Origin of the sequence: Mesorhizobium sp. B2-1-3 (genome assembly GCF_006442495.1) — a bacterium.
GTDB lineage: Bacteria > Pseudomonadota > Alphaproteobacteria > Rhizobiales > Rhizobiaceae > Mesorhizobium.
In genome coordinates this window covers 39,066-61,522 of sequence record NZ_VFWL01000020.1, presented here as the reverse complement: position 1 = coordinate 61,522, position 22,457 = coordinate 39,066, and the positions used below count along the sequence as shown (strand labels likewise).

The window sequence follows — 22,457 nt, the reverse complement described above, 5'->3', positions numbered from 1 at the left end:
TGCCATGACGTCGACCGCGCAGGAACTGCATCCGGCCCCCGTGCTGGAGCCCGGCAGGACGATCCTCGAGCTGCAGGGTCTGGAAAAGCGGTATCCCGGCACGCATGCGCTGAAGCCTGTGACCCTGGCCTTCAAGGCGGGAGAGATCCACGCCATCGTCGGCGAGAACGGTGCCGGCAAATCGACCCTGATCAAACTTCTGACCGGCGTCATCCCGCGCACCTCCGGAGAGGTTGTGTGGGAAGGCAAGCCGGCTGCCCTGGCGACGCCGCACGAAGCCATGGCGCTCGGCATCAACGCCGTGCACCAGGAAGTCGTGCTCTGCCGTCACCTGACCGTCGCCGCCAACATGTTCCTCGGCGAGGAGAACTCGCGCTTCGGCATCCTCCAGCAACGAGCCATGGTCAGGGAAGCGCAGAAGATCATCGACGGTCTCGGCTTCGACCTGCCGGCGCATGTCGTGCTCGGCGATCTCACCATCGGCCAGCAGCAGCTGATCGCCGCCGCCCGAGCCACCGTGCGCGGCACCAAATTCCTGATTTTCGACGAGCCGACCGCCTACCTCACCCGCAAGGAGGCCGACCAGCTGTTCACGCTGATCCGCCGCCTGAAGGGTGAAGGCGTCACCATCATCTACATCAGCCATCGCATGGAGGAGGTGTTCGAGCTCGCCGACCGCGTCTCGGTGCTGCGTGACGGCACGCTGGTCGGCACCCGCAACATCGCCGAGACCAATGAGCCGGAGCTGGTCAAGCTGATGATCAACCGCTCGATCGAGCAGATCTATCACAAGGAGCATTTCACGCCGGGCGCCGTCATCGCCGAGGCGCGGAACCTGTCCGGCAAGGGTTTCGAGAATGTCTCTCTGTCGGTGCGCGCGGGCGAGATCGTCGGGCTCTACGGCCTGATCGGAGCCGGCCGCAGCGAATTCGTCACCACCCTCTACGGCCGCCACCGCAAATCGGCCGGCCAGGTGTTGTGGGAAGGCAAGGAGGTGCAGGTCAACTCCGAGCACGACGCCATCAAGCTCGGCATGGCGCTGGCACCGGAAAGCCGCCGCGACCAGGGCCTGTGCCTCAACCTGCCGGTTGCATTGAATCTCAACCTGCCGATCTACAAGCGCATATCGAAAAATCTGCTGATCTCGTCTGCGCAGGAGAAGGCCGAGGCGGACCGGCAGATCGCCGACCTCAGGATCAAGACGCCGACGCGCGGCGCGCTGGCCTCCAGCCTGTCGGGCGGCAACCAGCAGAAGATCGTCATCGGCAAGTGGCTGGCGCACGGCGCCAAACTGTTCATCTTCGACGAGCCGACGGTCGGCGTCGATGTAGGCACCAAGGCCGAGATCTACCGGCTGTTCAGTGTGCTGTTGTCCAAGGGCGCGGGCATCATCCTGATCTCGTCCTATCTGCCTGAGGTCTACGAACTGGCTGACACGCTGCATGTGTTCAGGCGCGGCAAGCTGGTGGCCACGCATGGTTTCCGCACCGCCGATCACGAGGACATTCTGAGCCAGGCCCTGGCCGAGAAACAAGAAAAGACGGGAGGACAGACATGAGCACCGAGGCGATCCCTGCCGAAAAGCCGAAGCGCAACTACAATGCCCTGTTCGGGCTGACGCTGCTTGGCCTGCTGCTTCTGATGTGGGTCATCCTGGCGGTCGCCACGCCGTCCTTCGCTTCGGCGCTCAATATCACCAACCTGCTGCGCCAGGGTTCTCTGATCGCCATCCTGGCCGTCGGCCAGACCTTCGTCATCATCACCGGCGGCATCGACCTTTCCGTCGGCGCCATCGTCGGCTTCGCCACCGTCATCGTCGCACTGCTGATCAATGCCGGCTGGCCGGTCTGGATCGCGGTTCTGGCGACGCTGCTGGTGGGGGTCGCCATCGGCCTGTTCCACGGTTTCGGCATCGTCAGGATGGGCCTGCCGCCCTTCATCATCACGCTGGCGACCATGACCTCGCTGCGCGGCATCGGTCTCCTGATGACCAATGGCAATTCGATATCGATCAACAGCGACGCGTTCCAGGCGTTTTCGCGCGGCTCGCTGCTGGGGATCCCCTATCTGTTCTGGATGGTGATCGTGGTTGCGCTGCCCTCCTACGTCTTCCTGCACCACACGCGATGGGGACGCTATCTCTTCTCCGTCGGCTCGAACGCGGAAGCCGCGCGCCTCTCCGGCGTCAACGTGCCGCGCACGATCTACATGGCCTATGTGCTGTCCGGCCTGTGCGCGGCTTTCGTCGGCGTGCTGCTCGCGTCCCGCATCGGCATCGGCAATCCGACGCAGGGCGACACCTACGAGCTGCAAGCCATCGCCTCGTCGGTGATCGGCGGCACGTCGTTGTTCGGCGCTATCGGTTCGGTGCACGGGCCGCTGATCGGCTCGTTCATCCTCTCCACCATCAACAACGGCGCCAACCTGCTCAACGTCAACACGTTCTGGCAGCGCGTCATCACCGGCATGTTGATCATCGTCATCGTCTACTTCGACGGCCTGCGCCGCCGAGGTGGCAAGTAAAATCGATCGCCGGCCGGGTCGAAAATCGGCCGACGATTCCATGAACCGACTGGATTGAAGCATGAAAGCCGTTGTCTGCCGTTCGCCCGGCGACCTTGTCGTGGAAGACCGTCCCGCGGCTGGCTCGCCGCCTCCCGGCTGGGCGCTGGTGGCGGTCAGCCATGTCGGCATCTGCGGCACCGACTACCACATATTCGAGGGCAAGCATCCCTTCCTCGCCTACCCCCGCATCATGGGCCATGAAGTGTCGGGGACCATCGTCGAGGCGGGCGAAGGCGTTGGTCTTGCCACGGGCGAGCCGGTCATCATCAATCCCTATCTGGCGTGCGGCAAATGCATCGCCTGCCGGCACGGTAAACCCAATTGCTGTGTCCGGATCGAAGTGCTCGGCGTGCATCGCGACGGCGCCATGTGCGAACAGATCCTTATCCCGGAACAAAACCTCTATCCAGCCAACGGCCTGTCGTTGGCCGATGCCGCGGCCGTCGAGTTCCTGGCCATCGGCGCCCATGCGGTGCGGCGCTCGCGTGCCGATCCCGGCGCACGGACGCTCGTCATCGGCGCCGGACCGATCGGGCTCGGCACCGCCATCTTCGCCCGCATCGCCGGGCTCGACGTGACGCTGCTCGACATGAGCAGCGAAAGGCTCGGCTTCGCCGCCAATGAACTCGGCTTCAAGACCCTCGACGGGTCGCGCGGCGCGGCATCCGATCTGGTCAGCGAAGCGACATCAGGCGAAGGCTTCGACGTGGTCTTCGACGCCACTGGGAACACCGGCTCGGTGCGGTCGGCCTTCGCTCATGTCGCGCATGGCGGGACATTGGTGCTGGTCAGCGTCGTCAAGGACGACATCGCCTTTTCCGACCCCGAGTTCCACAAGCGCGAGATGACGCTTGTCGGCAGCCGCAATGCCTTGCGGGCCGACTTTGACCACGTCGCCGCTTCGATCCGCGATGGCGCGGTGCCGCTGGCCAAGCTCGTCACCCACCGCACCACGCTTGCCGACACGCCACGTGACCTCGCCCGCTGGGCGCATGAGAAATCCGGGCTGATCAAGGCCGTGATCGAGGTAGGGGCATAACATGGCAGGCCGTGAACCCGGCCCGAATTGACCACACCCCCGCGCAGGTCGACCCCCAAACGCCAAGCCGCTGACAAGTGCGCGCGACCGGGCTGGTCTGATTCCAGCGTTAGGCCGACACGCCTACAGCGCCGACAGTTTCAGCTCCACCCGCTCCGCCGGGAAGCGCGCCTCGGCGAATTGGATCGGCCGGCCGTCCGGCGTCATGTTGACGGCCACCGTGACCAGCACGATGCCGCCCGGCTGCAGATCGAGGTCGGCAAGGTCGGAAGCATCGGCGTGACGCGCCGACAGCACCGTCGATTGCCTGAGATAATCGTCTATGCCGAAACGCTTGAGCGATGCGGTGATCGACCCGGTCTCGGCCATGGCCACATCGATGCCGGCGAAGCGCCTGGCGTCGAACCAGCCGGAAGCGCGCGACACCGGCTTCCCATCGGCCTCGCCGCGCGTCTCCAGGCGAATCACATCCGATCCCCTGGCAACGCCCAGGGCTTCGGCGACGCGCCGGCTGGCGGGCTCGACCGATGAGGCCAGCAGCACGATATGCCGCTCCGACGCCTGGCCCTGCAAGCCGGTTGAAAATCGCGTGCGCGCGCCGATCGGATAGGACAGCCGCTTGCGCGACAGCACGAAAGTGCCGCGCCCCTGCTCGGCCCGCAGTACCCCGTCTTGCACGAGCGCCGCGATGGCGCTGCGCACCGTGTGACGGTTGACGCCATAGCGCTCGGCCAGCGCCACCTCCGGCGGCAGCGCGGCATTCTCGGCAAAATCGCCGGCAGCGATCGATTGCAGGATTCGGTCGGCGATCTGGCGCCACAACGAGACGCCGCTGCGCCGCTCGATACCGTCAGCCACGTGTTTTCCGTTCACGGTTTCGCCCCTGGCCGGCCCCTGTCACGCACCCGTCATGGACTCGCGTTAGGTAATGGGTATAATTCGTATGGTTGTCTATATCAATAGACAAATTAGAAGCAAGGGTGTTGCTCATGCGAGGACAGGAAGCGCGCGACCAGGCCGAACGCAAGGCGGCCATGGCAACCCTGGCGCAGTCCAGCGGCGACGACATCGTTCGCCTCTGGAACGAATCCGGCCTGCCTGCCGAGGCCGAACTGCTGCGCGGTCCCGAGACCGGCCTGGTTACCATGCGCGGCCGCATCGGCGGCGGCGGCGCGCCGTTCAATGTCGGCGAGGCCACCGTGACCCGCGCCACAGTGCGCCTGCCGTCCGGACAGGTCGGCCATTGCTATGCGCTCGGCCGCGACAAGCAGAAGGCGAAGCTGGCGGCCATCGCCGACGCGCTGTGGCAGGACCCCGCCCACCGAGAGGCGGTCGAAACGGGCCTTCTCGCGCCGCTGCGGGCTGCCTTGACCACGGCACGAGAAAGGCGCCGCGCCGAAACGGCGGCAACGAAGGTGGATTTCTTCACCATGGTTCGCGGAGAAGATTGATGGATATCGCAGCGCAATCGATCGAGGGCGGGTTCGCCGATCCGGTGTTCAACGCCCAGACGGTGTTTCGCGCCGTCATGGACGCAATGGCGCGGCCGGGCAGCGTGCAACCCTTGCCGGCCCTGGCCCGCCCGCCGGCGCCGCTTTCGGCGACATCGGGCGCGGTTGCGCTGGCATTGTGCGACAATGACACGCCGCTCTGGCTCGACCCGGCCCTGCATGCCTCGGCAGCGGTCATGTCCTGGCTCGGCTTTCACAGCGGTGCGCCGCTGGCCAACACCCCGGCCGACGCGCATTTCGCGTTTGTGGCCTCGCCGGCCGAGATGATGGCGCTCGACGGTTTCTCGCAAGGCACGCAGGACTATCCCGACCGCTCGACCACATTGATCCTGCAGGTAGGCGATCTCACGTCAGGCACGCCGCTGCTGCTCGAAGGTCCTGGCATCGAGAAGACGGCGACGATCGCGCCGGCCCGCATGCCGCGTCATTTCATCGAGCAGTGGAAGCAGAACATCAACCGCTTTCCGCGCGGCGTCGACATCATCCTGGCGGCACATGACAGCCTCGCCTGCCTGCCGCGTACGACACGCATCAAGACGACGGAGGCCTAGCGATGTATGTTGCGGTAAAAGGCGGCGAAGCCGCGATCGCCAACGCCCACAGCCTGCTCGCTGACCGTCGGCGCGGTGACCGCTCGGTACCGGCACTGCGCCTCGACCAGATCGTCGAACAGCTGGCGCTCGGCGTCGACCGGGTGATGAGCGAAGGCTCGCTTTACGATCGCGAACTCGCCGCACTCGCTATCGTGCAGGCGCGCGGCGACATGATCGAGGCGATCTTCCTGGTGCGGGCCTACCGCACCACGCTGCCGCGCTTTGGCTATACAAATGCCATCGACACCGCCACCATGCTGGTCGAACGCCGCGTTTCGGCGACCTACAAGGACCTGCCCGGCGGCCAGTTGCTTGGGCCCACCTTCGACTACACGCACCGGCTGCTCGATCCCGAGCTTGCCGCCGGCGCCGATGTCGCCGCGCCCTTGCGGCGCGAGACGGAAGCGCAGCCAATGCCGCGCGTCTCGGCGATCCTCGCTCGCGATGGGCTGATCGAGCCGGACGGAGACATGCCGCAGGACCATGTCCCCGGCGACATTACCCGCGAGCCGCTGGAGTTCCCGATGGCTCGCGACATCCGCCTGCAGGCGCTGTCGCGCGGCGACGAGGGCTTCCTGCTGGCGCTCGGCTATTCCACGCAGCGCGGCTATGCCCGCAACCATCCCTTCGTCGGCGAGATCCGCATCGGCGAGGTCGAGCTGGAGCTCGACGTGCCCGAACTGCCTTTCGCTGTGCCGCTCGGTACCGCGCGCGTTACCGAATGCCAGATGGTCAATCAGTTCAAGGGCTCGGCCAAGGCGCCACCGCAATTCACACGCGGCTACGGGCTGGTCTTCGGCCAGAGCGAGCGCAAGGCGATGGCCATGGCACTCTGCGACCGCGCTCTTCGTGCAAGCGAACTCGGCGAGGACATTGTCGCCGCCGCCCAGGACGAGGAATTCGTCATCTCGCACTCCGACAACGTCCAGGCGACCGGCTTCGTCGAACATCTGAAGCTGCCGCATTATGTCGACTTCCAGGCCGAACTCGACCTCGTGCGCCGCATGCGCGCCGAGTACGGCGCCCGCGAAAATCCCGGCAAGATTGAAGAGAAGAAAGAGGCCGCGGAATGAGCGCGCAACCGACCGACATCGCCGCCTACAACTTCGCTTATCTCGACGAACAGACCAAGCGGATGATCCGCCGCGCGATCCTCAAGGGCATCGCCATTCCCGGCTATCAGGTGCCGTTCGCCTCGCGCGAAATGCCGATGCCCTATGGCTGGGGCACCGGCGGCGTCCAGGTTACCGCTTCGATCATCGGCCCCGACGATGTGCTGAAGGTCATCGACCAGGGCGCCGACGACACCACCAATGCGGTCTCGATCCGCGCCTTTTTCAAGAAGGTCGCCAATGTGGCGGTTACGACCGATACCGCCAGCGCCAGCATCATCCAGACCCGCCACCGCATTCCCGAACATCCGCTCGCCGCAGGCCAGGTGCTGGTCTACCAGGTACCGATCCCCGAGCCCCTGCGCTTTCTCGAGCCACGCGAGACCGAAACGCGCAAAATGCATGCGCTGGAGGAATACGGCCTCATGCATGTGAAGCTCTATGAGGACATCGCCAAGCACGGCCGCATCGCCACCACCTATGCCTATCCGGTGAAGGTCGAGGGCCGCTATGTGATGGACCCGTCTCCGACGCCGAAATTCGACAATCCCAAGATGCACCGCTCGCCGGCTTTGCAGCTGTTCGGCGCCGGCCGCGAGAAGCGCATCTACGCGCTGCCGCCCTTTACTGATGTGGTCAGCCTCGACTTCGAGGATCATCCGTTCGAGGTGCAGACCTTCGACCAGCCCTGCGCGTTGTGCGGCGCCGAGAACGTTTATCTCGACGAGGTCATCCTCGACGACCACGGCGGCCACATGTTCGTCTGCTCCGACACCGACCACTGCGAGAAGCGGCGCAGCGCCCCTACCTCCCCCTTGTGGGGAGGTCGCGCCGAAGGTGGGGGTAGCGACCCATCGGCAGCCCCCACCCCGGCGCTGCGCGCCGACCCTCCCCACAAGGGGGAGGGTAAGGAGATACAATGACCGAAGAACCCTTGCTGCGCGTTTCGGCGCTCTCCAAATTCTACGGCTCGCGCGTCGGCTGCGACAACGTCACCTTCGATCTGTGGCCGGGCGAAGTCCTGGCTGTCGTGGGCGAATCCGGCTCCGGCAAGACGACTTTGCTCAACTGCCTGTCGACACGACTGTTGCCCTCATCCGGCACCGCCAGCTACCGCATGCGCGACGGCCAGTTCCGCGAACTCTACCGCATGAGCGAGGCCGAGCGCCGCTTCCTGATGCGCACCGACTGGGGCTTTGTCCACCAGAATCCGGCCGACGGCCTGCGCATGACGGTGTCGGCCGGTGCCAATGTCGGCGAGCGGCTGATGGCGGTGGGCGACCGCCACTACGGCAAGATCCGCGCCACCGCCGCCGACTGGCTGTCGCGCGTCGAGATCGAGGAAGACCGCATCGACGACGACCCGCGCGCCTTTTCCGGCGGCATGCGCCAGCGCCTGCAGATTGCCCGCAACCTCGTCACCGGCCCGCGGCTGGTGTTCATGGATGAACCGACAGGCGGCCTCGACGTCTCGGTGCAGGCGCGCCTGCTCGATCTCTTGCGCGGCCTCGTCACCGATCTCGGCCTCGCCGCCATCGTCGTCACCCATGACCTCGCGGTGGCGCGGCTTTTGTCGCAGCGCATGATGGTGATGAAGGACGGCCGCGTCGTCGAAAGCGGCCTCACCGACCGCGTGCTCGACGACCCGCGCGCGCCGTACACGCAATTACTTGTTTCCTCGATTCTGCAGGTTTGACGATGGCGCCAAGTCACCCCCCTCTGTCCTGCCCGCAAACGAATAACGATTGGAGTACCTTCTGATGCCGACGCCTCTCGTTGTTTCCGACGTCGCCAAGAGCTTCACCATGCATCTGCGCGACGGCATCAAACTGCCTGTCGTCGCCGGTGTCTCCTTCTCGATCCGCGCCGGTGAATGCACCGTGCTCGGCGGCCCGTCCGGGGCCGGCAAGAGCTCGATCCTGAAGATGCTCTACGGCAATTACGCCGTCGACGAAGGCCAGATCATCGTCACGCACGAAGACGGGCTGATCGACCTTGCCAGCGCCAGCCCGCGCACCGTGCTTGCCGTGCGCCGCCAGACCATCGGCTATGTCAGCCAGTTCCTGCGCACCGTGCCCCGCGTATCGGCGCTCGACGTCGTCGCTGAGCCGCTCGTAGAGCGCGGTGAGGATCGCGAGGCGGCAAGAAGCAAGGCGCGCGCCCTGCTGGCGCAGCTTAACCTGCCGGAAAAACTCTGGGCATTGCCGCCGGCGACCTTCTCCGGCGGCGAGCAGCAGCGCGTCAACATCGCGCGTGGCTTCATCACCGGGCACCCGATCCTGCTGCTCGACGAGCCGACCGCTTCGCTCGACGCAAGGAACCGCGATGTGGTGATCGAACTCATCGCCGCCAAGAAGGCGGCAGGCGTCGCCCTGCTCGGCATCTTCCACGACCATGATGTGCGCGAAGCGGTGGCCGACCGCATCATCGACGTCACCGCCTTCGCCCCGGGAAAGCTCGCCGCATGAGCAGGAAATTGTCGGAGACGCCGCTGGTCCACCCGACGGCGGACGTGGAGAATTCGACGCTTGGCCGGTGGACCGAAATCGCCGACCGCTGTCGGGTTTCGGAAAGCGAACTCGGCGACTATTCCTACATGATGCAGGACTGCGCCGTCTGGTGTGCGACGATCGGCAAATTCTCCAACATCGCGGCAAGCGTGCGCATCAACGCCACCAACCACCCGACCTGGCGGCCGACGCTGCACCATTTCACCTACCGCGCATCGGACTATTGGGACGATGCCGAACACGAGAGCGAATTTTTCGCTGAGCGCCGCGCCAGGCGCGTCACAATCGGCCACGACACATGGCTTGGCCATGGCTCGACAGTCCTGCCCGGCATCACCGTCGGCGATGGCGCCGCCGTCGGCGCCGGAGCGGTGGTATCGAAGGATGTCGCTCCCTACACCATCGTCGCCGGCGTGCCGGCAAAGCCGATCCGCGAGCGCTTCGACCGCCGCACCGCCGAGCGCTACCAGGCGCTTGCCTGGTGGGATTGGGACCATGCGAGGCTGCGCGCCGCACTCGACGATTTCCGTCAGCTCGAGGCCGAAGCTTTCCTGGAAAAATACGGTGGATGACGGTGGTGAATGGAATAGGGCTGCTCACTATTCGCATCCCTTACATAGAGTTCGGGCAGGGGGCTGTCTTCTCAAGCCGCCTGCCTTCCGCAGTTTCAGGGACGTGGAGCATTTCGAGGAACTGATGGTCCTGGCCTGATCGCGCGCGACGCGGCTGTGGGTGGTAACAAAACTGACATCAATCCGACACCGCAGGTTCATGGCGCTGCGCTAGCGAGGGTCAACAGGACCTTCAACCGCGACTGGACGGGAACGCACCATGTCAGCCACGCTCGAAATCCGCGGCGTCACCCGACGATTTGGCAAGAACACCGCCGTCAACGATGTCAGCATCTCGATCCCGCAGGGTCAGATGGTCGGCGTCATCGGCCGTTCCGGCGCCGGCAAGTCGACCCTTCTGCGTATGATCAACCGCCTCATCGATCCCAGCCATGGATCGATTTTCTTCGACGGCGCCGAGGTCTCGCAATTGCGCGGTTCGCCGCTCAGGCGCTGGCAGCGCGACTGCGCCATGATCTTCCAGCAATTCAACCTTGTTCCGCGCCTCGACGTGCTGACCAATGTGCTGCTCGGCCGGCTGAACCATCGTCCGACCCTGTCGAACCTTTTCGGCATGTTCTCGCGAACCGAATGTGCGCAGGCGGTCGCCGCCCTCGAGCGGCTCGATATCGCCCGTACCGCGCTGCAGCCCGCAGGCACCTTGTCGGGCGGCCAGCAGCAGCGTGTCGCCATTGCCCGCGCCATGATGCAGCAGCCCCGGGTGATCCTGGCCGACGAACCGATCGCTTCGCTCGACCCGCTCAACGCCAAGGTGGTGATGGATTCGCTGCAGGACATCAATTTGCGCGAAGGCATCACCGTGGTCACCAACCTGCACACGCTGGACACCGCCCGTACCTATTGCAACCGTATCATCGGCATGGCCGCGGGCAAGGTCGTGTTCGACGGGCCGCCGGAGGAGCTTAACCGCGAGGCCGTCCGTCTCGTCTATGGCGCCGACAGCAATGGCGGCGAAATCTCCGAGGCCATCACCTCCACCAGCGTTGCCTTCAAGCAAAAGACCGCCGCATCCGCCGGACCGCTCGAACCCGCATTCCCTGGTTACTGAGAGCGACCTGGATCGCCAGCCCGCGTCAGGGCACCCGTCAAAATCACCAACGCCGCCGGCGCGGGGCCGGAACCCACAGGAGAAAAATCAGATGTTCAGGAAGATGGTTTTCAGCGCCGTTTCGGTGCTCGCAATGGCCACCGGCGCGGCGCATGCCGCCGATATGAAGGAATTCCGCGTCGGCATCCTCGGCGGCGAGAACGAAACCGACCGGCTGCGCAACTACCAGTGCCTGGCCGATCACCTGAAGGCCGAATTCGGCTTCGAGAAGGTCTCGCTGTTCCCGGCCGCCGACTATGACGGCGTCATCCAGGGCCTTCTCGGCGGCACGCTCGACTTCGCCGAACTCGGCGCTTCCGGCTATGCCAGCGTCGTCCTCAAGGATCCCAAGGCGGTGACCCCGATCCTCACCACCCAGCAGACCGACGGCGCGACCGGCTACTATTCGATCGGCCTGGCGCTGAAGTCTTCCGGCATCACCGACATCAAGTCGGCCAAGGGCAAGAAGCTCGGCTACGCCGATCCGGATTCGACCTCCGGCTATCTGATCCCGCTGACGCAGATTCCGAAGGACACGGGCGCGTCGAACGAGACCTTCTTCGCCTCGACCCAGTTCAATGGCGGCCATGAGAACAATGTGCTCGCCGTGCGAGACGGCAAGGTCGACGTGGCCGTGGACGATTCCTCCGGCATCGGCGACTTCAAGGACGGCTACACCTCCGGCACCTTCCACAAGGAAGTCGCCAAGGGCGCCGTCGACCCCAACGACTTCGTCGAGGTCTGGCGCTCGGGCCTGATCCCGAACGGTCCGCTGGTCGTGCGCACGGCGCTCGGCGACGAGATGACGGCCAAGCTGGCGGCCTTCTTCACCGACCTGCCCAAGAAGGACAAGGCTTGCTTCGAAGGCGTCGAAGGCGGTGATTTTACCGGCTACGTTCCGGTGAAGGCGGATTTCTATAACGTCATCGTCGAAGCCCGTAAGGCAGCCATCGGCGGCTAAAGGCAGAAGTCAGGAAGGGCGGCGTCGAGAAAACGCCGCCCTTCTTGCATCTCCGACCATGACCCTTTCCCTGACAGCTCCTTCCGGCGCCACGCACCAGATGGCCGACGCCTGGCGTCGCCAGACCTCCTTGCGCCGGCTCTACACCGCCATCGGCGTCGGCCTGCTGTTGGTCGCACTCGGCGGCACCATGTGGTTCGCCGACGATGCCAACGCCGGACACTTCTTCGACCGGCTTCCGCACATACTGGATTTCCTGAGCTGGCTCGTTCCCAAGGACTGGAACGATGTCTGGCGGGCGCTGTTCGACATCGCCTCCCCGCATGACACCGGCACGCAGGAATTCAACTTTCCGCTCGGCCGCGCCTATGTCTGGGGCGGCTTCTACATCCCCGAATATTTCGAGCTGATGCTGACCACGCTTAACGTGGCGCTGGTCTCGACATCAATTGGTTTCGTCTTCGCCGTGCCGTTCTCCTTCATCGCGGCGCGCAACCTGACGCCGCATCCGCTGCTGCGGCTTGTCGTCAAGCGCTTCATGGAACTGCTGCGGGCTTTTCCCGAGATCGTCATCGCCGGCCTGTTCGCGGCCATCGTTTCGATAGGTCCGATCGCCGCCATCATCGCCATCGGTCTGCATTCGATCGGCGCGTTGGGCAAGCTGTTCTATGAGATCAACGAGAACATCGACATGCGCGCCGAGGAAGGCCTGCGGGCCGTCGGCGCCAACTGGTTCGAACGGGTACGCTTTGCCGGCCTGCCGCAGGTGCTGCCCAATTTCATGTCCTATACGCTGCTCAGGATCGAGATCAACGTGCGCATCTCCACCATCATGGGCGCGGTCGGCGGCGGCGGCATCGGCGAGGAGCTGAAGCTGTCGATCTCGCGCGGCTTCGGCGCCAAGACGATAGCCTTGGTGCTGCTCCTGTTCACGACCATCTTCATCGTCGACCAGTTCTCCGCCTGGCTGCGCCGCAAGCTGGTCGGCGAACAGGCCTTTGTGATGAGCGCCTGATCATGACCGCCGCCGAAATCCAGTCGATCGAGGAACGCTTCCCGCAAGTGTTCCGCCGGCCGTTCCACAAGCGTTTCGGGCCGCTGCTGCTGCTTGGCGGCATCTTGCTCTACCTGCTCTACGCGCTGTGGTTCTTCAATCTGCCGCAAGTGCTGCGGGAATCGCATTGGGAGCGGCTGCCGCTGTTCCTGACCCAGTGGATCAGTTACGACGTGCAGCCGATCTTCCGCCTCGACGAGCCGCAGATAACGGCCAAATACCCCCGCTTTTCTGTACTCGGCCCCAATCCCCACCCGGATTGGGTCAAGACCAACGCCGACGGTTCGGTGACGGTCCTGATCGACGGCACGGCGAAGTCGGTCACCTTCGACAAGGCACGAGCAACGATCGTCGCCGCTGGGACGAGCGTGGCGGTGGCGCTGGACAGCGGCAAGCCACTGGTCTCGGGACCTGTTCCCGACTGGGTCACCGTGCATGAGGATGAGGTCGTCGCCGACATGGGCTTCGCCGGCGAGGTCCGCGTCGCCCCCGATCGCGTCAGGATCCGCAAGCGCTTTCTCGGCTGGGCGAACTTCGTCTTCGACACACGCTCGCCCTTCTTCGGAAAATCCGCCGGCGAGGTGGTGTCACTGATCACGTCGGGCCCCGAGCTGAAAGCGGGCACCTCCAATCTGGCGCTCGCCGGCAACAACATCTGGAACAATGCGCAGTGGCAGCATGGCGATGTCTGGACAAAGCTGTTGCAGACCATCGTCATGGCCTTTCTCGGCACCGCGCTCGGCGGCATCGTCGCCTTCCCGCTCGCCTTCTTCGCCGCCCGCAACATCACCCCCAACCGGCTGGTCAACCAGCTGCTCAAGCGCTTCTTCGACTTCATGCGCTCCATCGATATGCTGATCTGGGCACTGTTCTTCACGCGCGCCTTCGGACCGGGTCCGCTGGCCGGCAGCGCCGCGATCTTCTTCACCGAGATCGGCACGCTCGGCAAAACCTATTCCGAGGCGCTGGAGAACATCGATGACAAGCCGCGCGAGGGTGTTGTGTCGACAGGCGCCAACCGTCTTCTGGTGCAGCGCTACGGCGTACTGCCGGAAGTGGTGCCGGTGTTCATCAGCCAGACGCTCTATCAGTGGGAATCCAACACCAGGGGCGCGACCATCATCGGCGCCGTCGGTGCCGGCGGCATCGGCCTGAAACTGTGGGAAGCGATGCGCACCAATTCCAACTGGGCCAACGTCTTCTACATGGTGCTGCTGACGCTGGTCGTGGTCTTCATCTTCGACAACATTTCCAATTTCCTGCGCCGCAGGCTGAGCCGGACGATTCACGACTACAACAGGTTGCAGGCCGAGCAGGGCTAACCTTGTGACGCATAAGCACGGGCATCGTATAGTGCCGCGCCAAGGATCGACCCCCACTCCGTCGAGCTGCGCTCGACACCTCTCCCCCGATCGACGGGGGAGAGGAATGGCGCCAGGCCGTCCTGGCTGACGCCTGTCGCCCTAGGCCGAGGCTTCTTTCTATCCGCCAAAGGTCGCCGACGCAGGTCTTGTTCGCGTCACTATCGCCCGACCAAGGCACCTAGGCGGCCTTCTTCCACCCGTTCTTGATATGCTTATATCCATCCCGATAAACCGCTTCCGGGCTCTCGGAAAAATCGCGCCACACCTTGGTCGCCGCCGCGAGATCCTTCAGCGAACGTCCAAACGCCTCGATCGTCAGCCAGTCGTCGTAGCCGCTCTTGCGGATGGCCGAGAATGTTTCCTTCCAGGGGATGTTGCCGCGCCCCGGCACGCCGCGATCGTTCTCCGATATATGGATATGCACGACATTCCTGCGATGCTTCGTATAGGCGCCGATCGGGTCGGCCTCCTCGATATTGGCGTGGAAGGTGTCGTACATCGCCTTGATGTGCGGCCGGTCGATGGCATCGATATGCTCCGACAGGTCGGCCATCGTGTTGAGGAGATAGCATTCGAAGCGGTTGAGCGCCTCGAGCCCGATGGTGACGTTCCGCTTGCCGGCATGATCGCCGATGGCGCGCTGCGAGGCGACGGAACGTTTCCTCTCGGCCGCGGTCGGCCCGGACCCGGAAAAGGCGCCGAGTGTCGAATGCAGCGGGCCGCTCAAAGTTCGGGCGCCGAGGGCATCTGCACAATCGATCGCCCATTTCATGTAGTCGACGCCGGCCTTGCGCGTTGCCGCATCGGCCGAGATCAGGTTCATCGCCGGATCGCCCATCGCTGAAACGGCGGTCCGTTCAAGCCCTATGCGATCGAGCAACTCGCCGAGTTTTCTGTAGTCGTCCGGCATACCGGCAAAGATCGGTATCTCGACGCCGTCGAAGCCGGTGGCCTTGATGTCGCGAAGCAATGGCTCGTGCTTCTTCGATACGGCCGTCGTCCACAAGAACATGCACATGCCGATTTTCATCGACGCCCCTCCCCAAAATGATCCCCCGCGAGGTCAATTTAAAGTTTCGTCCACGCTCCATTCTTCTTCGACGATTTCACGCAGGCCTCGATGAAGGCCATGCCCTCCACGCCGTCCTGAATGGTCGGGAACACGACGTCCTTGGCAGGCTTGCCGCCCTTGCGCCGCGCGGCGCGGATGGCGCGCGCGGCCTCCTGGTAGATGTTGGCGAAGCCTTCGAGATAGCCTTCGGGATGGCCGGAAGGAACGCGGCTGACACGGCCCGCAACCGGCAACGCGCCGGCACCGTTGCGGGTGATCAGCTGCTTGGGCTGGCCGAACGGCGTATACCAGAGATAGTTCGGATCGGCCTGCACCCATTCCAGCCCGCCCTTCGAACCATAGATGCGCAGCTTCAGCCCGTTCTCATGGCCGGGCGCCACCTGGCTTGCCCAGATCATGCCTTTTGCCGCATGCGTCTTGCCGACCGGCTTGAAGCGCAGCATCACGTTGACATTGTCGTCGAGCTGCCGTCCCGGCACGAAGGCGTCGAGATCGGCCGACAGCGTGTCGAGTTCCAGCCCGGAGACAAAGCGGGCAAGATTGTAGGCATGCGTGCCGATGTCGCCGAGCGCGCCGCCGGCACCGGCCTGCTTGGGGTCGGAACGCCACGCCGCCTGTTTTTGACCGGTGGCGGCAAGGTCCTCCGTCAGCCAGTCCTGCGGATATTCCGACTGCACGATGCGGATGTCGCCGAGCACGCCCTTGGCCACCATCTCGCGCGCCTGGCGGATCATCGGATAGGCGGTGTAATTGTGGGTCAGCACGAACACCTTGCCGGTCTTCTCGACGATCGCCGCGAGCTTCTTTGCCTCGGCCAGCGTCGTCGCCAGCGGCTTGTCGCAGATGACATGGATGCCGGCTTCAAGAAACGCCCTGGCCGCCGGCACATGCACATTGTTCGGAGTGACGATGGCCACCGCCTCGATGCCATCCGGGCGCTTTGCCTCGGCCTTGGCCATCTCGGCATAGGACGCGTAGCTGCGCGAAGGGTCGAGCCCGAGCTCGGCGGCAGAGGCCTTGGCGCGCGCCGGATCGGACGACAGCGCGCCGGCGACCAGCACGAACTCATTGTCCATGCGCGCCGCGATCCGGTGCACCGCGCCGATGAAAGCGCCTTGCCCGCCACCGACCATGCCATAGCGGATCGGGCCGCCTCCCGTTTCCGACTTCGATGCACCGACCATGTCGTCTCCCTCGTGTCTGAGATACCTCCCCCTCGAGGGAGAGGGAAAACCCGCGCTAGATTCCCATCATGGCGCGCAGCACCTTCTTATCCGTGGCACCGCCGGCGAAATCGTCGAACGCCTTCTCCGTCACCCGGATAATGTGGTGCTGGATGAAGGGCGCGCCTTCGGCCGCGCCATCTTCCGGATGCTTCAGGCAGCACTCCCACTCCAGCACCGCCCAGGAATCATAATTGTACTGCGTCAGCTTGGAGAAGATGCCGCCGAAATCCACTTGTCCGTCGCCGAGCGAGCGGAAGCGGCCGGCGCGGTTCGTCCAGCTCTGGTAGCCGGAATAAACGCCTTGCCGCCCGGTCGGATTGAACTCGGCGTCCTTGACGTGGAAGGCCTTGATGCGCTCGTGGTAGATGTCGATGAATTCGAGATAGTCGAGCTGCTGCAACAGGAAGTGCGACGGATCGTAATTGATGTTGCAGCGCTTGTGGCCGCCGACCGCGTCGAGGAACATCTCGAACGTCGCCCCGTCGAACACATCCTCGCCGGGATGGATTTCGTAGCCGACGTCGACGCCATTGTCCTCGTAGACATCGAGGATCGGCTTCCAGCGCTTGCCTAGTTCTGCGAACGCCTCTTCGATCAATCCGGCCGGCCGCTGTGGCCAGGGATAGAGGTAGGGGAAAGCCAGCGCGCCGCTGAAGCTCACCGAGACGTCGAGCCCGAGATTGCGCGACGCCTTGGCCCCGAACTGCATCTGTTCGACCGCCCATTGTTGCCGCGCTTTGGGGTTGTTGTGCACCGAAGCCGGCGCAAAGCCGTCGAACTGCGCGTCATAGGCCGGATGCACCGCCACCAATTGCCCCTGCAGATGCGTCGATAGTTCGGTGATCTCAACGCCGGCGTCGGCACAGATGCCCTTCACCTCGTCGCAATAGGCCTTGGAAGACGCAGCCTTTTGGAGGTCGAACAAGCGCGCGTCCCAGGTCGGGATCTGCACGCCCTTATAGCCGAGGCCGGCCGCCCATTTTGTGATCGATGCAAGCGAATTGAACGGCGCTGCATCGCCCGCGAACTGCGCCAGGAACAGTCCAGGGCCCTTCATCGTCGTAGGCATCGGCATCCTCCCTCATTGTTGTCGCGCCCGAGCATAGCGCCGATTGAAGACAGGGCCAGCCACTTTGGTCTGTTCTCAACGGTCACTTGCATGCATTGTCATTCTGGTATTACCAAACGTGGCGATTTGGTCAAGCCTTGCCACTCACATTCAGAGCCTTCCACTGTGCCACGGGAGGGCAGCATAGTCCAATATAATCAATGGAGTAATCCAGACATCAAGTTGCCATCGCACAGTTCTTGCCGCGCGTGGGAAATTGCTGTAGACCTCGTCTTGGGCTCAATTGGTCGAACCAGTTTGCGAAGAAATGCTGGAACGCCCTGGGGAGGAACCGTCCGTCACATCCGGTGACGGCATGTTGCAGGCGAACCATTAGGGACGATCCGGGAAGGACAGACCATGCATCTTTCGACGCACAACTGGATGCGCGCGGAACCGTTGGAGACGACGCTCAAGCGCATCAAGAAATTCGGCTATGAGTCGATCGAGATTTCCGGCGAGCCCGACCAATACAAGACCAAGGAGACGCGCGCGCTCCTGAAGGAGCACGGCATACGCTGCTGGGGCGCCGTGACCTTGATGCTGGGCGAACGCAACCTTGCCGCCCGGGACCAGGGCCAGCGCGAGCGCTCCGTGCAATACGTCAAGGACGTGTTGACCATGGTCAGCGAACTCGACGGCGAGATCATCACGCTGGTTCCCGCGACCGTCGGCAAGGTCGTGCCGGACGGCACCGAGGAAGAGGAATGGAAGTGGGTGGTCGATGCCACCAGGGAGTGCTTCACCCACGCCAAGAAGGTCGGCGTCAAGATCGCGGTCGAGCCGCTCAACCGTTTCGAGACCTATCTGTTCAATCGCGGCGCCCAGGCCTTGGCGCTGGCCGACGCGGTCAGCCCGGAATGTGGCGTCTGCCTGGACGCCTACCACATCCATATGGAGGAATTTAACGTTTACGACGCGATCCGTAAGGTCGGAAAGCGCCTGTTCGACTTCCACGTCGCCGACAACAACCGCTTCGCCGCAGGCCTCGGCCAGATCGACTGGCCGAAGATCGTCGCGACCTTGCGGGAGGTCGGCTATGACGGGGCGCTGACCAACGAGTTCGTCGCGCCTGTCGACCGCACCCCGGCCGCGCCCTACCCCGACATGGTCGAACGCCACCCGGTCGACATCTCGCCCGAGCAGCTCAAATTCATCCAGGATCACGGCTCCAGCGTGCTGACGGAAAAGTTCTACACCGACCAGATGCGGATCACTGCCGAAACGCTGCTGCCGCTGATCAAGTAGCCGATCCGATTGGGAATGAGCCCTCCCGCCATCCGGCGGCAGGGCCGGGGAAGACCATGCGCATCAAAAGCGTCCAGGCCTGGTGGATTCGCATACCGATCGAGGCGGCCAAGCAGCACCGCAGCGATTTCGGTCAGGTGACGACCTTCGACGCCGCCATCCTGCGCATCGAAACCGATGACGGGCTGGTCGGCTGGGGCGAAGGCAAGAACGCCGCCGGCAGCGCCGGCAGCTATGGTGCGCTCGTCCATATGCTGAACCGCGAGGTCGGGCCGCAGCTCGTCGGCCGCGATCCGGCCGATATCGGCATCATCTGGGAAATGCTCTACAACGGCGTGCGCCACGACAGCGCGGCGCGCGCCGGCCATGCCATGCCGCAGCTGGCGCGGCGCGGCATGAGCGTGGCCGCCATCAGCGCCGTCGACATCGCGCTCTGGGACATACTGGGCAAATCGCTCGGGCAGCCGGTCTGGCGGCTGATCGGTGGGCGCAAGCTCGATCGCATGCCGGCCTACGCCTCGGGTGGCTGGGCGTCCGCCGACGCGATCGGCGACCAGCTCAAATCCTATGTCGCCAGGGGCGGCTTCAAGGCGCTGAAGATGCGCATCGGCGCCATGGATGGCGCCGCGCATGTGTCGGCCGCTCGCGTTCGCGCCGCCCGTGAGGCGCTCGGCCCCGACGTCGAGTTGATGGTCGACGCCCATGGCACCTATACGGTGGCGGAGGCCAAGCGTTTCATCCATCTCGCCGGCGATCTCGACCTTGCCTGGTTCGAGGAGCCGGTGACCGCCGACGACAAGTCCGGCCTTGCCGAAGTCCGTGCCTCCGGCGCCATACCGATCGCCACCGGCGAAAGCGATGCGACCCGCTATGCCTTCCGCGACCTCGCCGTGCTCAAGGCCGCCGACATCTTCCAGCCCGATCCCGCCTTCTGCGGCGGCATCAGCGAGGCCATGAAGATCGGAACCATCGCCAGCGCCTTCAACCTGCGCTTTGCGCCGCATCTATGGGCCGGCGCGCCCTGCTTCTTCGCCGGGCTGCATGTCTGCGCCGCCTCGCCGTCGAGCTTCACCGTCGAATATTCGCTCGGTGCCAATCCGATGATCCACGACCTTGTCGAAGAGACTGTCGAAGCCAGGGACGGTATGATAGCGATCCCCGAAAAACCCGGATTGGGATTCACCATTTCGGAGCGATTCCTGGAGGCGCACGCGCAACGCAATTGACGATGAAAGAAAACAACCTTCTCGCGGAGCTTGCCGCCTATCTGTTCTCCCATTCCGACAAGGAGACGGGCCGAACCCCGTCGGAACGCGAACTGGCGGAGCATTTCGGCGTCAGCCGCGGCCAGATCCGCGAGGCGCTGGCCATTCTCGAGGCCATGCGCATCGTCGAGCGCAGGGCCAAGTCCGGCATCTATATCGACACCAAGCAGGCCAGCGTCGAGGCGCTGGCGCTGTTCGCGCGCGCCGGCCTGCCGCTCGATCCCTTGCAGATCTACGAGACGGTCGAATTGCGCAAGATCCATGAGATCAAGGCGGCCGAACTTGCATGCTCGCGTGCCACCGAGGAGAATTTCGAACGGCTGCGCGAGATCCTGAAGGCCTCGGAAGAACGCATCGCGGCAGGCGAAGGCCTCGCCAAGGAGGACCGCGAATTCCATCTCGAGATCGTGCGCGCCACCAAGAATGGCGTCTTCCACAACATCTGCAGCGTTTACTATTTGATGGGCGAGCAGCGCCTACCGATCTACTTCAACGATCCGGAGCGCAGCGTGCGCTCGCATGCCGAACACATCCAGATATACGAGGCGCTGCTGCGGCGCGACGGCAATCTCGCCCAGGCGCTGATGAGCGCCCACCTGCAGGGCGCGGAAAGCTACTGGAAGGGGCTGATCGAAGGCCTCGGGGCGGCGTCGCAAAACCCGACGCTCGAACAGGCCTGACGGGGATGACGCGCATCCTGTCGACGCACAGACTGCATCCGCGCGCCGCGGCCATGCTGGCGGGGGCGGGTGAGCTTGTCGTCGCCTCGGCCATCGATCCGGGCACGCTGGCCGCCGAGGCGAGGAATGCCGACATCGTCATTGTGCGCGCGCCCCTGCCGCCACTGTTGTTCGAGGGTGCCACTAGGTTGCGGGCAGCGATCCGCCATGGCGCCGGGCTCGACATGATCCCGATGGAAGCAGCGACCGTGGCAGGTGTGCTGGTCGCCAACGTGCCGGCGGTCAACGCACGCTCCGTGGCCGAGCATGTGATGTTTGCAGCCCTCGCCCTGCTTCGGCAGTTTCGTGTCGTCGACCGCGACCTGCGCGCCAAGGGCTGGCTTGCCGGTCGCGAGCACGCGAATTCCAACATCGAGCTCGCCGGCAAGACGATCGGCATCGTCGGTCTCGGCGCCGTCGGACAGGCCGTTGGCCATATCGCCGCGCATGGGTTCGACCTGAAAGTGGTCGCAACGACCCGCAGCATGCAGCCGGCGCCGGACAAGGTCGGCTTCCTGTCGATCGACGCGCTGGTCGAGCAGAGCGACATCATCGTCCTGTGCTGTCCGCTGACGCCGGAAACGCGCGGCCTGATCAGCCGCGAACGCATATCGCGCATGAAACCCAACGCGCTGCTGATCAACGTGTCGCGCGGGCCCGTCGTCGATGACGACGCGCTGATCGAGGCCTTGCGGGAGCGCCGCATCGGCGGTGCCGCGCTCGACGTGTTCTCGACGCAGCCGCTGCCACCGGATCATCCCTATTTCAGCTTCGACAATGTCGTCATCACCCCGCACATGGCCGGCATCACCGAGGAATCGATGATGCGCATGGGCGTTGGCGCGGCCGGCGAGGCCCTGCTGGTGCTGGCAGGCAAATTGCCGGTCAATCTGCGCAACCCGGAAGTGGTCGGGCACTATCGGCGACGGTTTCCCGCCGACAGCTAGACCATCGCCGTTTCGCCCCAATTCTTCGCGACGCTGGAGCCATGTCCGTTCTCCGCCTCGCATTCCTTTGCCTTGCCACCACTTCAGCGGGCCTGCTGCGCTCGCTCGCCGCGGCCGAAAGCAGCTATGTCTATTGCGACAACGGGCTGCGCTGCTTCAAGGCTCCCTGCCCATCGAACAGCGTGCTCGACCTCGCCACCGGCAAGATCATCAAAGGCGTGTCGATCGACACCGGCGGATTGCCGACGAAGGACAAGGCGATGGTCGAGGCGTCGGATGCGCTCTCTGCCGGCAAGATTGTCGTCAGGGGATCGATCGAGCGACGCACCCAGACCATCACCGGCAAGCAATACAGCCTGCCGTGGCTGATCGCGACGGCCGTCGAGCGCGCCGCCAAGGACAGCGAACGCAAGCACTGCTCTTCACACTGACATTCGGTTCAGT

Annotated in this window: 23 protein-coding genes; 19 read left to right on the top strand and 4 right to left on the bottom strand. The window is 64.3% G+C overall.

Features of this window, described 5'->3' with window-relative positions; all coding sequences use genetic code 11:
• Positions 1 to 4: 4 nt before the first annotated feature.
• The 3 genes from FJ973_RS26120 to FJ973_RS26110 all read left to right on the top strand — a co-directional run bounded on the left by FJ973_RS26120 (position 5) and on the right by FJ973_RS26110 (position 3,604).
• Complete coding sequence (locus tag FJ973_RS26120; RefSeq protein ID WP_140500305.1) at positions 5 to 1,558, top strand: sugar ABC transporter ATP-binding protein; 1,554 nt, start codon at positions 5 to 7, stop codon at positions 1,556 to 1,558.
• Positions 1,555 to 2,523, top strand: coding sequence for an ABC transporter permease (locus tag FJ973_RS26115; RefSeq protein WP_140500307.1), 969 nt, complete (start codon positions 1,555 to 1,557; stop codon positions 2,521 to 2,523). Before FJ973_RS26120 ends, FJ973_RS26115 begins: the two co-directional genes overlap by 4 nt.
• A gap of 61 nt (positions 2,524 to 2,584) precedes the next feature.
• On the top strand, positions 2,585 to 3,604 hold the full coding sequence (locus tag FJ973_RS26110) for a zinc-binding alcohol dehydrogenase family protein (RefSeq protein WP_140558354.1): 1,020 nt from the start codon (positions 2,585 to 2,587) through the stop codon (positions 3,602 to 3,604).
• A gap of 123 nt (positions 3,605 to 3,727) precedes the next feature.
• Here FJ973_RS26110 and phnF read toward each other — a convergent pair whose 3' ends face one another.
• Entirely contained in the window at positions 3,728 to 4,477 is a 750-nt protein-coding gene (phnF, locus tag FJ973_RS26105; protein ID WP_140513789.1) for a phosphonate metabolism transcriptional regulator PhnF, read from the bottom strand.
• A 116-nt stretch (positions 4,478 to 4,593) separates the two neighbouring features.
• Between phnF and phnG the strand changes: the two genes are divergently transcribed.
• From phnG to phnE (FJ973_RS26050), 11 genes are all read left to right on the top strand, one after another.
• Positions 4,594 to 5,055: a phosphonate C-P lyase system protein PhnG gene (phnG, locus tag FJ973_RS26100; protein WP_140500313.1), complete on the top strand. Its 462-nt coding sequence runs from the start codon at positions 4,594 to 4,596 to the stop codon at positions 5,053 to 5,055.
• Positions 5,055 to 5,666 carry a phosphonate C-P lyase system protein PhnH gene (gene phnH / locus FJ973_RS26095; RefSeq protein WP_140500314.1) on the top strand — a complete coding sequence of 204 codons (612 nt, stop codon included), beginning with the start codon at positions 5,055 to 5,057 and terminating at the stop codon, positions 5,664 to 5,666. The genes phnG and phnH overlap by 1 nt, the downstream gene beginning before the upstream one ends.
• A gap of 2 nt (positions 5,667 to 5,668) precedes the next feature.
• Positions 5,669 to 6,781, top strand: a complete 1,113-nt coding sequence (locus FJ973_RS26090) for a carbon-phosphorus lyase complex subunit PhnI (RefSeq protein ID WP_140500316.1) — start codon at positions 5,669 to 5,671, stop codon at positions 6,779 to 6,781.
• Positions 6,778 to 7,743 carry an alpha-D-ribose 1-methylphosphonate 5-phosphate C-P-lyase PhnJ gene (locus FJ973_RS26085; protein WP_224518920.1) on the top strand — a complete coding sequence of 322 codons (966 nt, stop codon included), beginning with the start codon at positions 6,778 to 6,780 and terminating at the stop codon, positions 7,741 to 7,743. The genes FJ973_RS26090 and FJ973_RS26085 overlap by 4 nt, the downstream gene beginning before the upstream one ends.
• A complete protein-coding gene (gene phnK, locus FJ973_RS26080; protein ID WP_140558352.1) occupies positions 7,740 to 8,516 on the top strand; it encodes a phosphonate C-P lyase system protein PhnK in 777 nt (258 codons plus the stop codon). Before FJ973_RS26085 ends, phnK begins: the two co-directional genes overlap by 4 nt.
• Before the next feature lie 64 nt (positions 8,517 to 8,580).
• Positions 8,581 to 9,288 carry a phosphonate C-P lyase system protein PhnL gene (phnL, locus tag FJ973_RS26075; protein ID WP_140500320.1) on the top strand — a complete coding sequence of 236 codons (708 nt, stop codon included), beginning with the start codon at positions 8,581 to 8,583 and terminating at the stop codon, positions 9,286 to 9,288.
• Positions 9,285 to 9,902: a DapH/DapD/GlmU-related protein gene (locus FJ973_RS26070; RefSeq protein ID WP_140500366.1), complete on the top strand. Its 618-nt coding sequence runs from the start codon at positions 9,285 to 9,287 to the stop codon at positions 9,900 to 9,902. Before phnL ends, FJ973_RS26070 begins: the two co-directional genes overlap by 4 nt.
• Before the next feature lie 259 nt (positions 9,903 to 10,161).
• Complete coding sequence (gene phnC / locus FJ973_RS26065; RefSeq protein WP_140558350.1) at positions 10,162 to 11,010, top strand: phosphonate ABC transporter ATP-binding protein; 849 nt, start codon at positions 10,162 to 10,164, stop codon at positions 11,008 to 11,010.
• A gap of 91 nt (positions 11,011 to 11,101) precedes the next feature.
• On the top strand, positions 11,102 to 12,010 hold the full coding sequence (gene phnD, locus FJ973_RS26060) for a phosphonate ABC transporter substrate-binding protein (protein ID WP_140500369.1): 909 nt from the start codon (positions 11,102 to 11,104) through the stop codon (positions 12,008 to 12,010).
• 58 nt (positions 12,011 to 12,068) lie between these two features.
• On the top strand, positions 12,069 to 13,025 hold the full coding sequence (phnE, locus tag FJ973_RS26055; protein ID WP_140558348.1) for a phosphonate ABC transporter, permease protein PhnE: 957 nt from the start codon (positions 12,069 to 12,071) through the stop codon (positions 13,023 to 13,025).
• Positions 13,026 to 13,027: 2 nt separating this feature from the next.
• Positions 13,028 to 14,386: a phosphonate ABC transporter, permease protein PhnE gene (gene phnE, locus FJ973_RS26050; RefSeq protein WP_140513797.1), complete on the top strand. Its 1,359-nt coding sequence runs from the start codon at positions 13,028 to 13,030 to the stop codon at positions 14,384 to 14,386.
• A gap of 220 nt (positions 14,387 to 14,606) precedes the next feature.
• Here phnE (FJ973_RS26050) and FJ973_RS26040 read toward each other — a convergent pair whose 3' ends face one another.
• From FJ973_RS26040 to FJ973_RS26030, 3 genes are read right to left on the bottom strand one after another with little or no spacing between them, the layout of a single operon-like run.
• Positions 14,607 to 15,458: a sugar phosphate isomerase/epimerase gene (locus FJ973_RS26040; RefSeq protein WP_140558347.1), complete on the bottom strand. Its 852-nt coding sequence runs from the start codon at positions 15,456 to 15,458 to the stop codon at positions 14,607 to 14,609.
• A 38-nt stretch (positions 15,459 to 15,496) separates the two neighbouring features.
• On the bottom strand, positions 15,497 to 16,684 hold the full coding sequence (locus FJ973_RS26035; RefSeq protein ID WP_140500376.1) for a Gfo/Idh/MocA family oxidoreductase: 1,188 nt from the start codon (positions 16,682 to 16,684) through the stop codon (positions 15,497 to 15,499).
• 55 nt (positions 16,685 to 16,739) lie between these two features.
• Complete coding sequence (locus tag FJ973_RS26030) at positions 16,740 to 17,795, bottom strand: sugar phosphate isomerase/epimerase (protein ID WP_140513799.1); 1,056 nt, start codon at positions 17,793 to 17,795, stop codon at positions 16,740 to 16,742.
• A gap of 399 nt (positions 17,796 to 18,194) precedes the next feature.
• On the opposite strand from FJ973_RS26030, the gene FJ973_RS26025 reads away from it, so the two are divergent.
• Genes FJ973_RS26025 through FJ973_RS26005 form a run of 5 tightly spaced genes read left to right on the top strand, consistent with a single transcriptional unit; the run spans position 18,195 to position 22,444 of the window.
• Positions 18,195 to 19,082, top strand: coding sequence for a sugar phosphate isomerase/epimerase (locus FJ973_RS26025; RefSeq protein WP_140513800.1), 888 nt, complete (start codon positions 18,195 to 18,197; stop codon positions 19,080 to 19,082).
• Between the two features lie 56 nt (positions 19,083 to 19,138).
• The gene (locus FJ973_RS26020; RefSeq protein ID WP_140558345.1) at positions 19,139 to 20,308 is read left to right on the top strand and encodes a mandelate racemase/muconate lactonizing enzyme family protein; all 1,170 of its coding nucleotides are present in this window, start codon (positions 19,139 to 19,141) and stop codon (positions 20,306 to 20,308) included.
• A gap of 2 nt (positions 20,309 to 20,310) precedes the next feature.
• Entirely contained in the window at positions 20,311 to 21,027 is a 717-nt protein-coding gene (locus tag FJ973_RS26015; protein ID WP_140500383.1) for a FadR/GntR family transcriptional regulator, read from the top strand.
• 5 nt (positions 21,028 to 21,032) lie between these two features.
• On the top strand, positions 21,033 to 22,013 hold the full coding sequence (locus FJ973_RS26010) for a hydroxyacid dehydrogenase (RefSeq protein WP_140558344.1): 981 nt from the start codon (positions 21,033 to 21,035) through the stop codon (positions 22,011 to 22,013).
• 41 nt (positions 22,014 to 22,054) lie between these two features.
• Complete coding sequence (locus FJ973_RS26005) at positions 22,055 to 22,444, top strand: hypothetical protein (RefSeq protein ID WP_140558342.1); 390 nt, start codon at positions 22,055 to 22,057, stop codon at positions 22,442 to 22,444.
• Positions 22,445 to 22,457 lie beyond the last annotated feature (13 nt).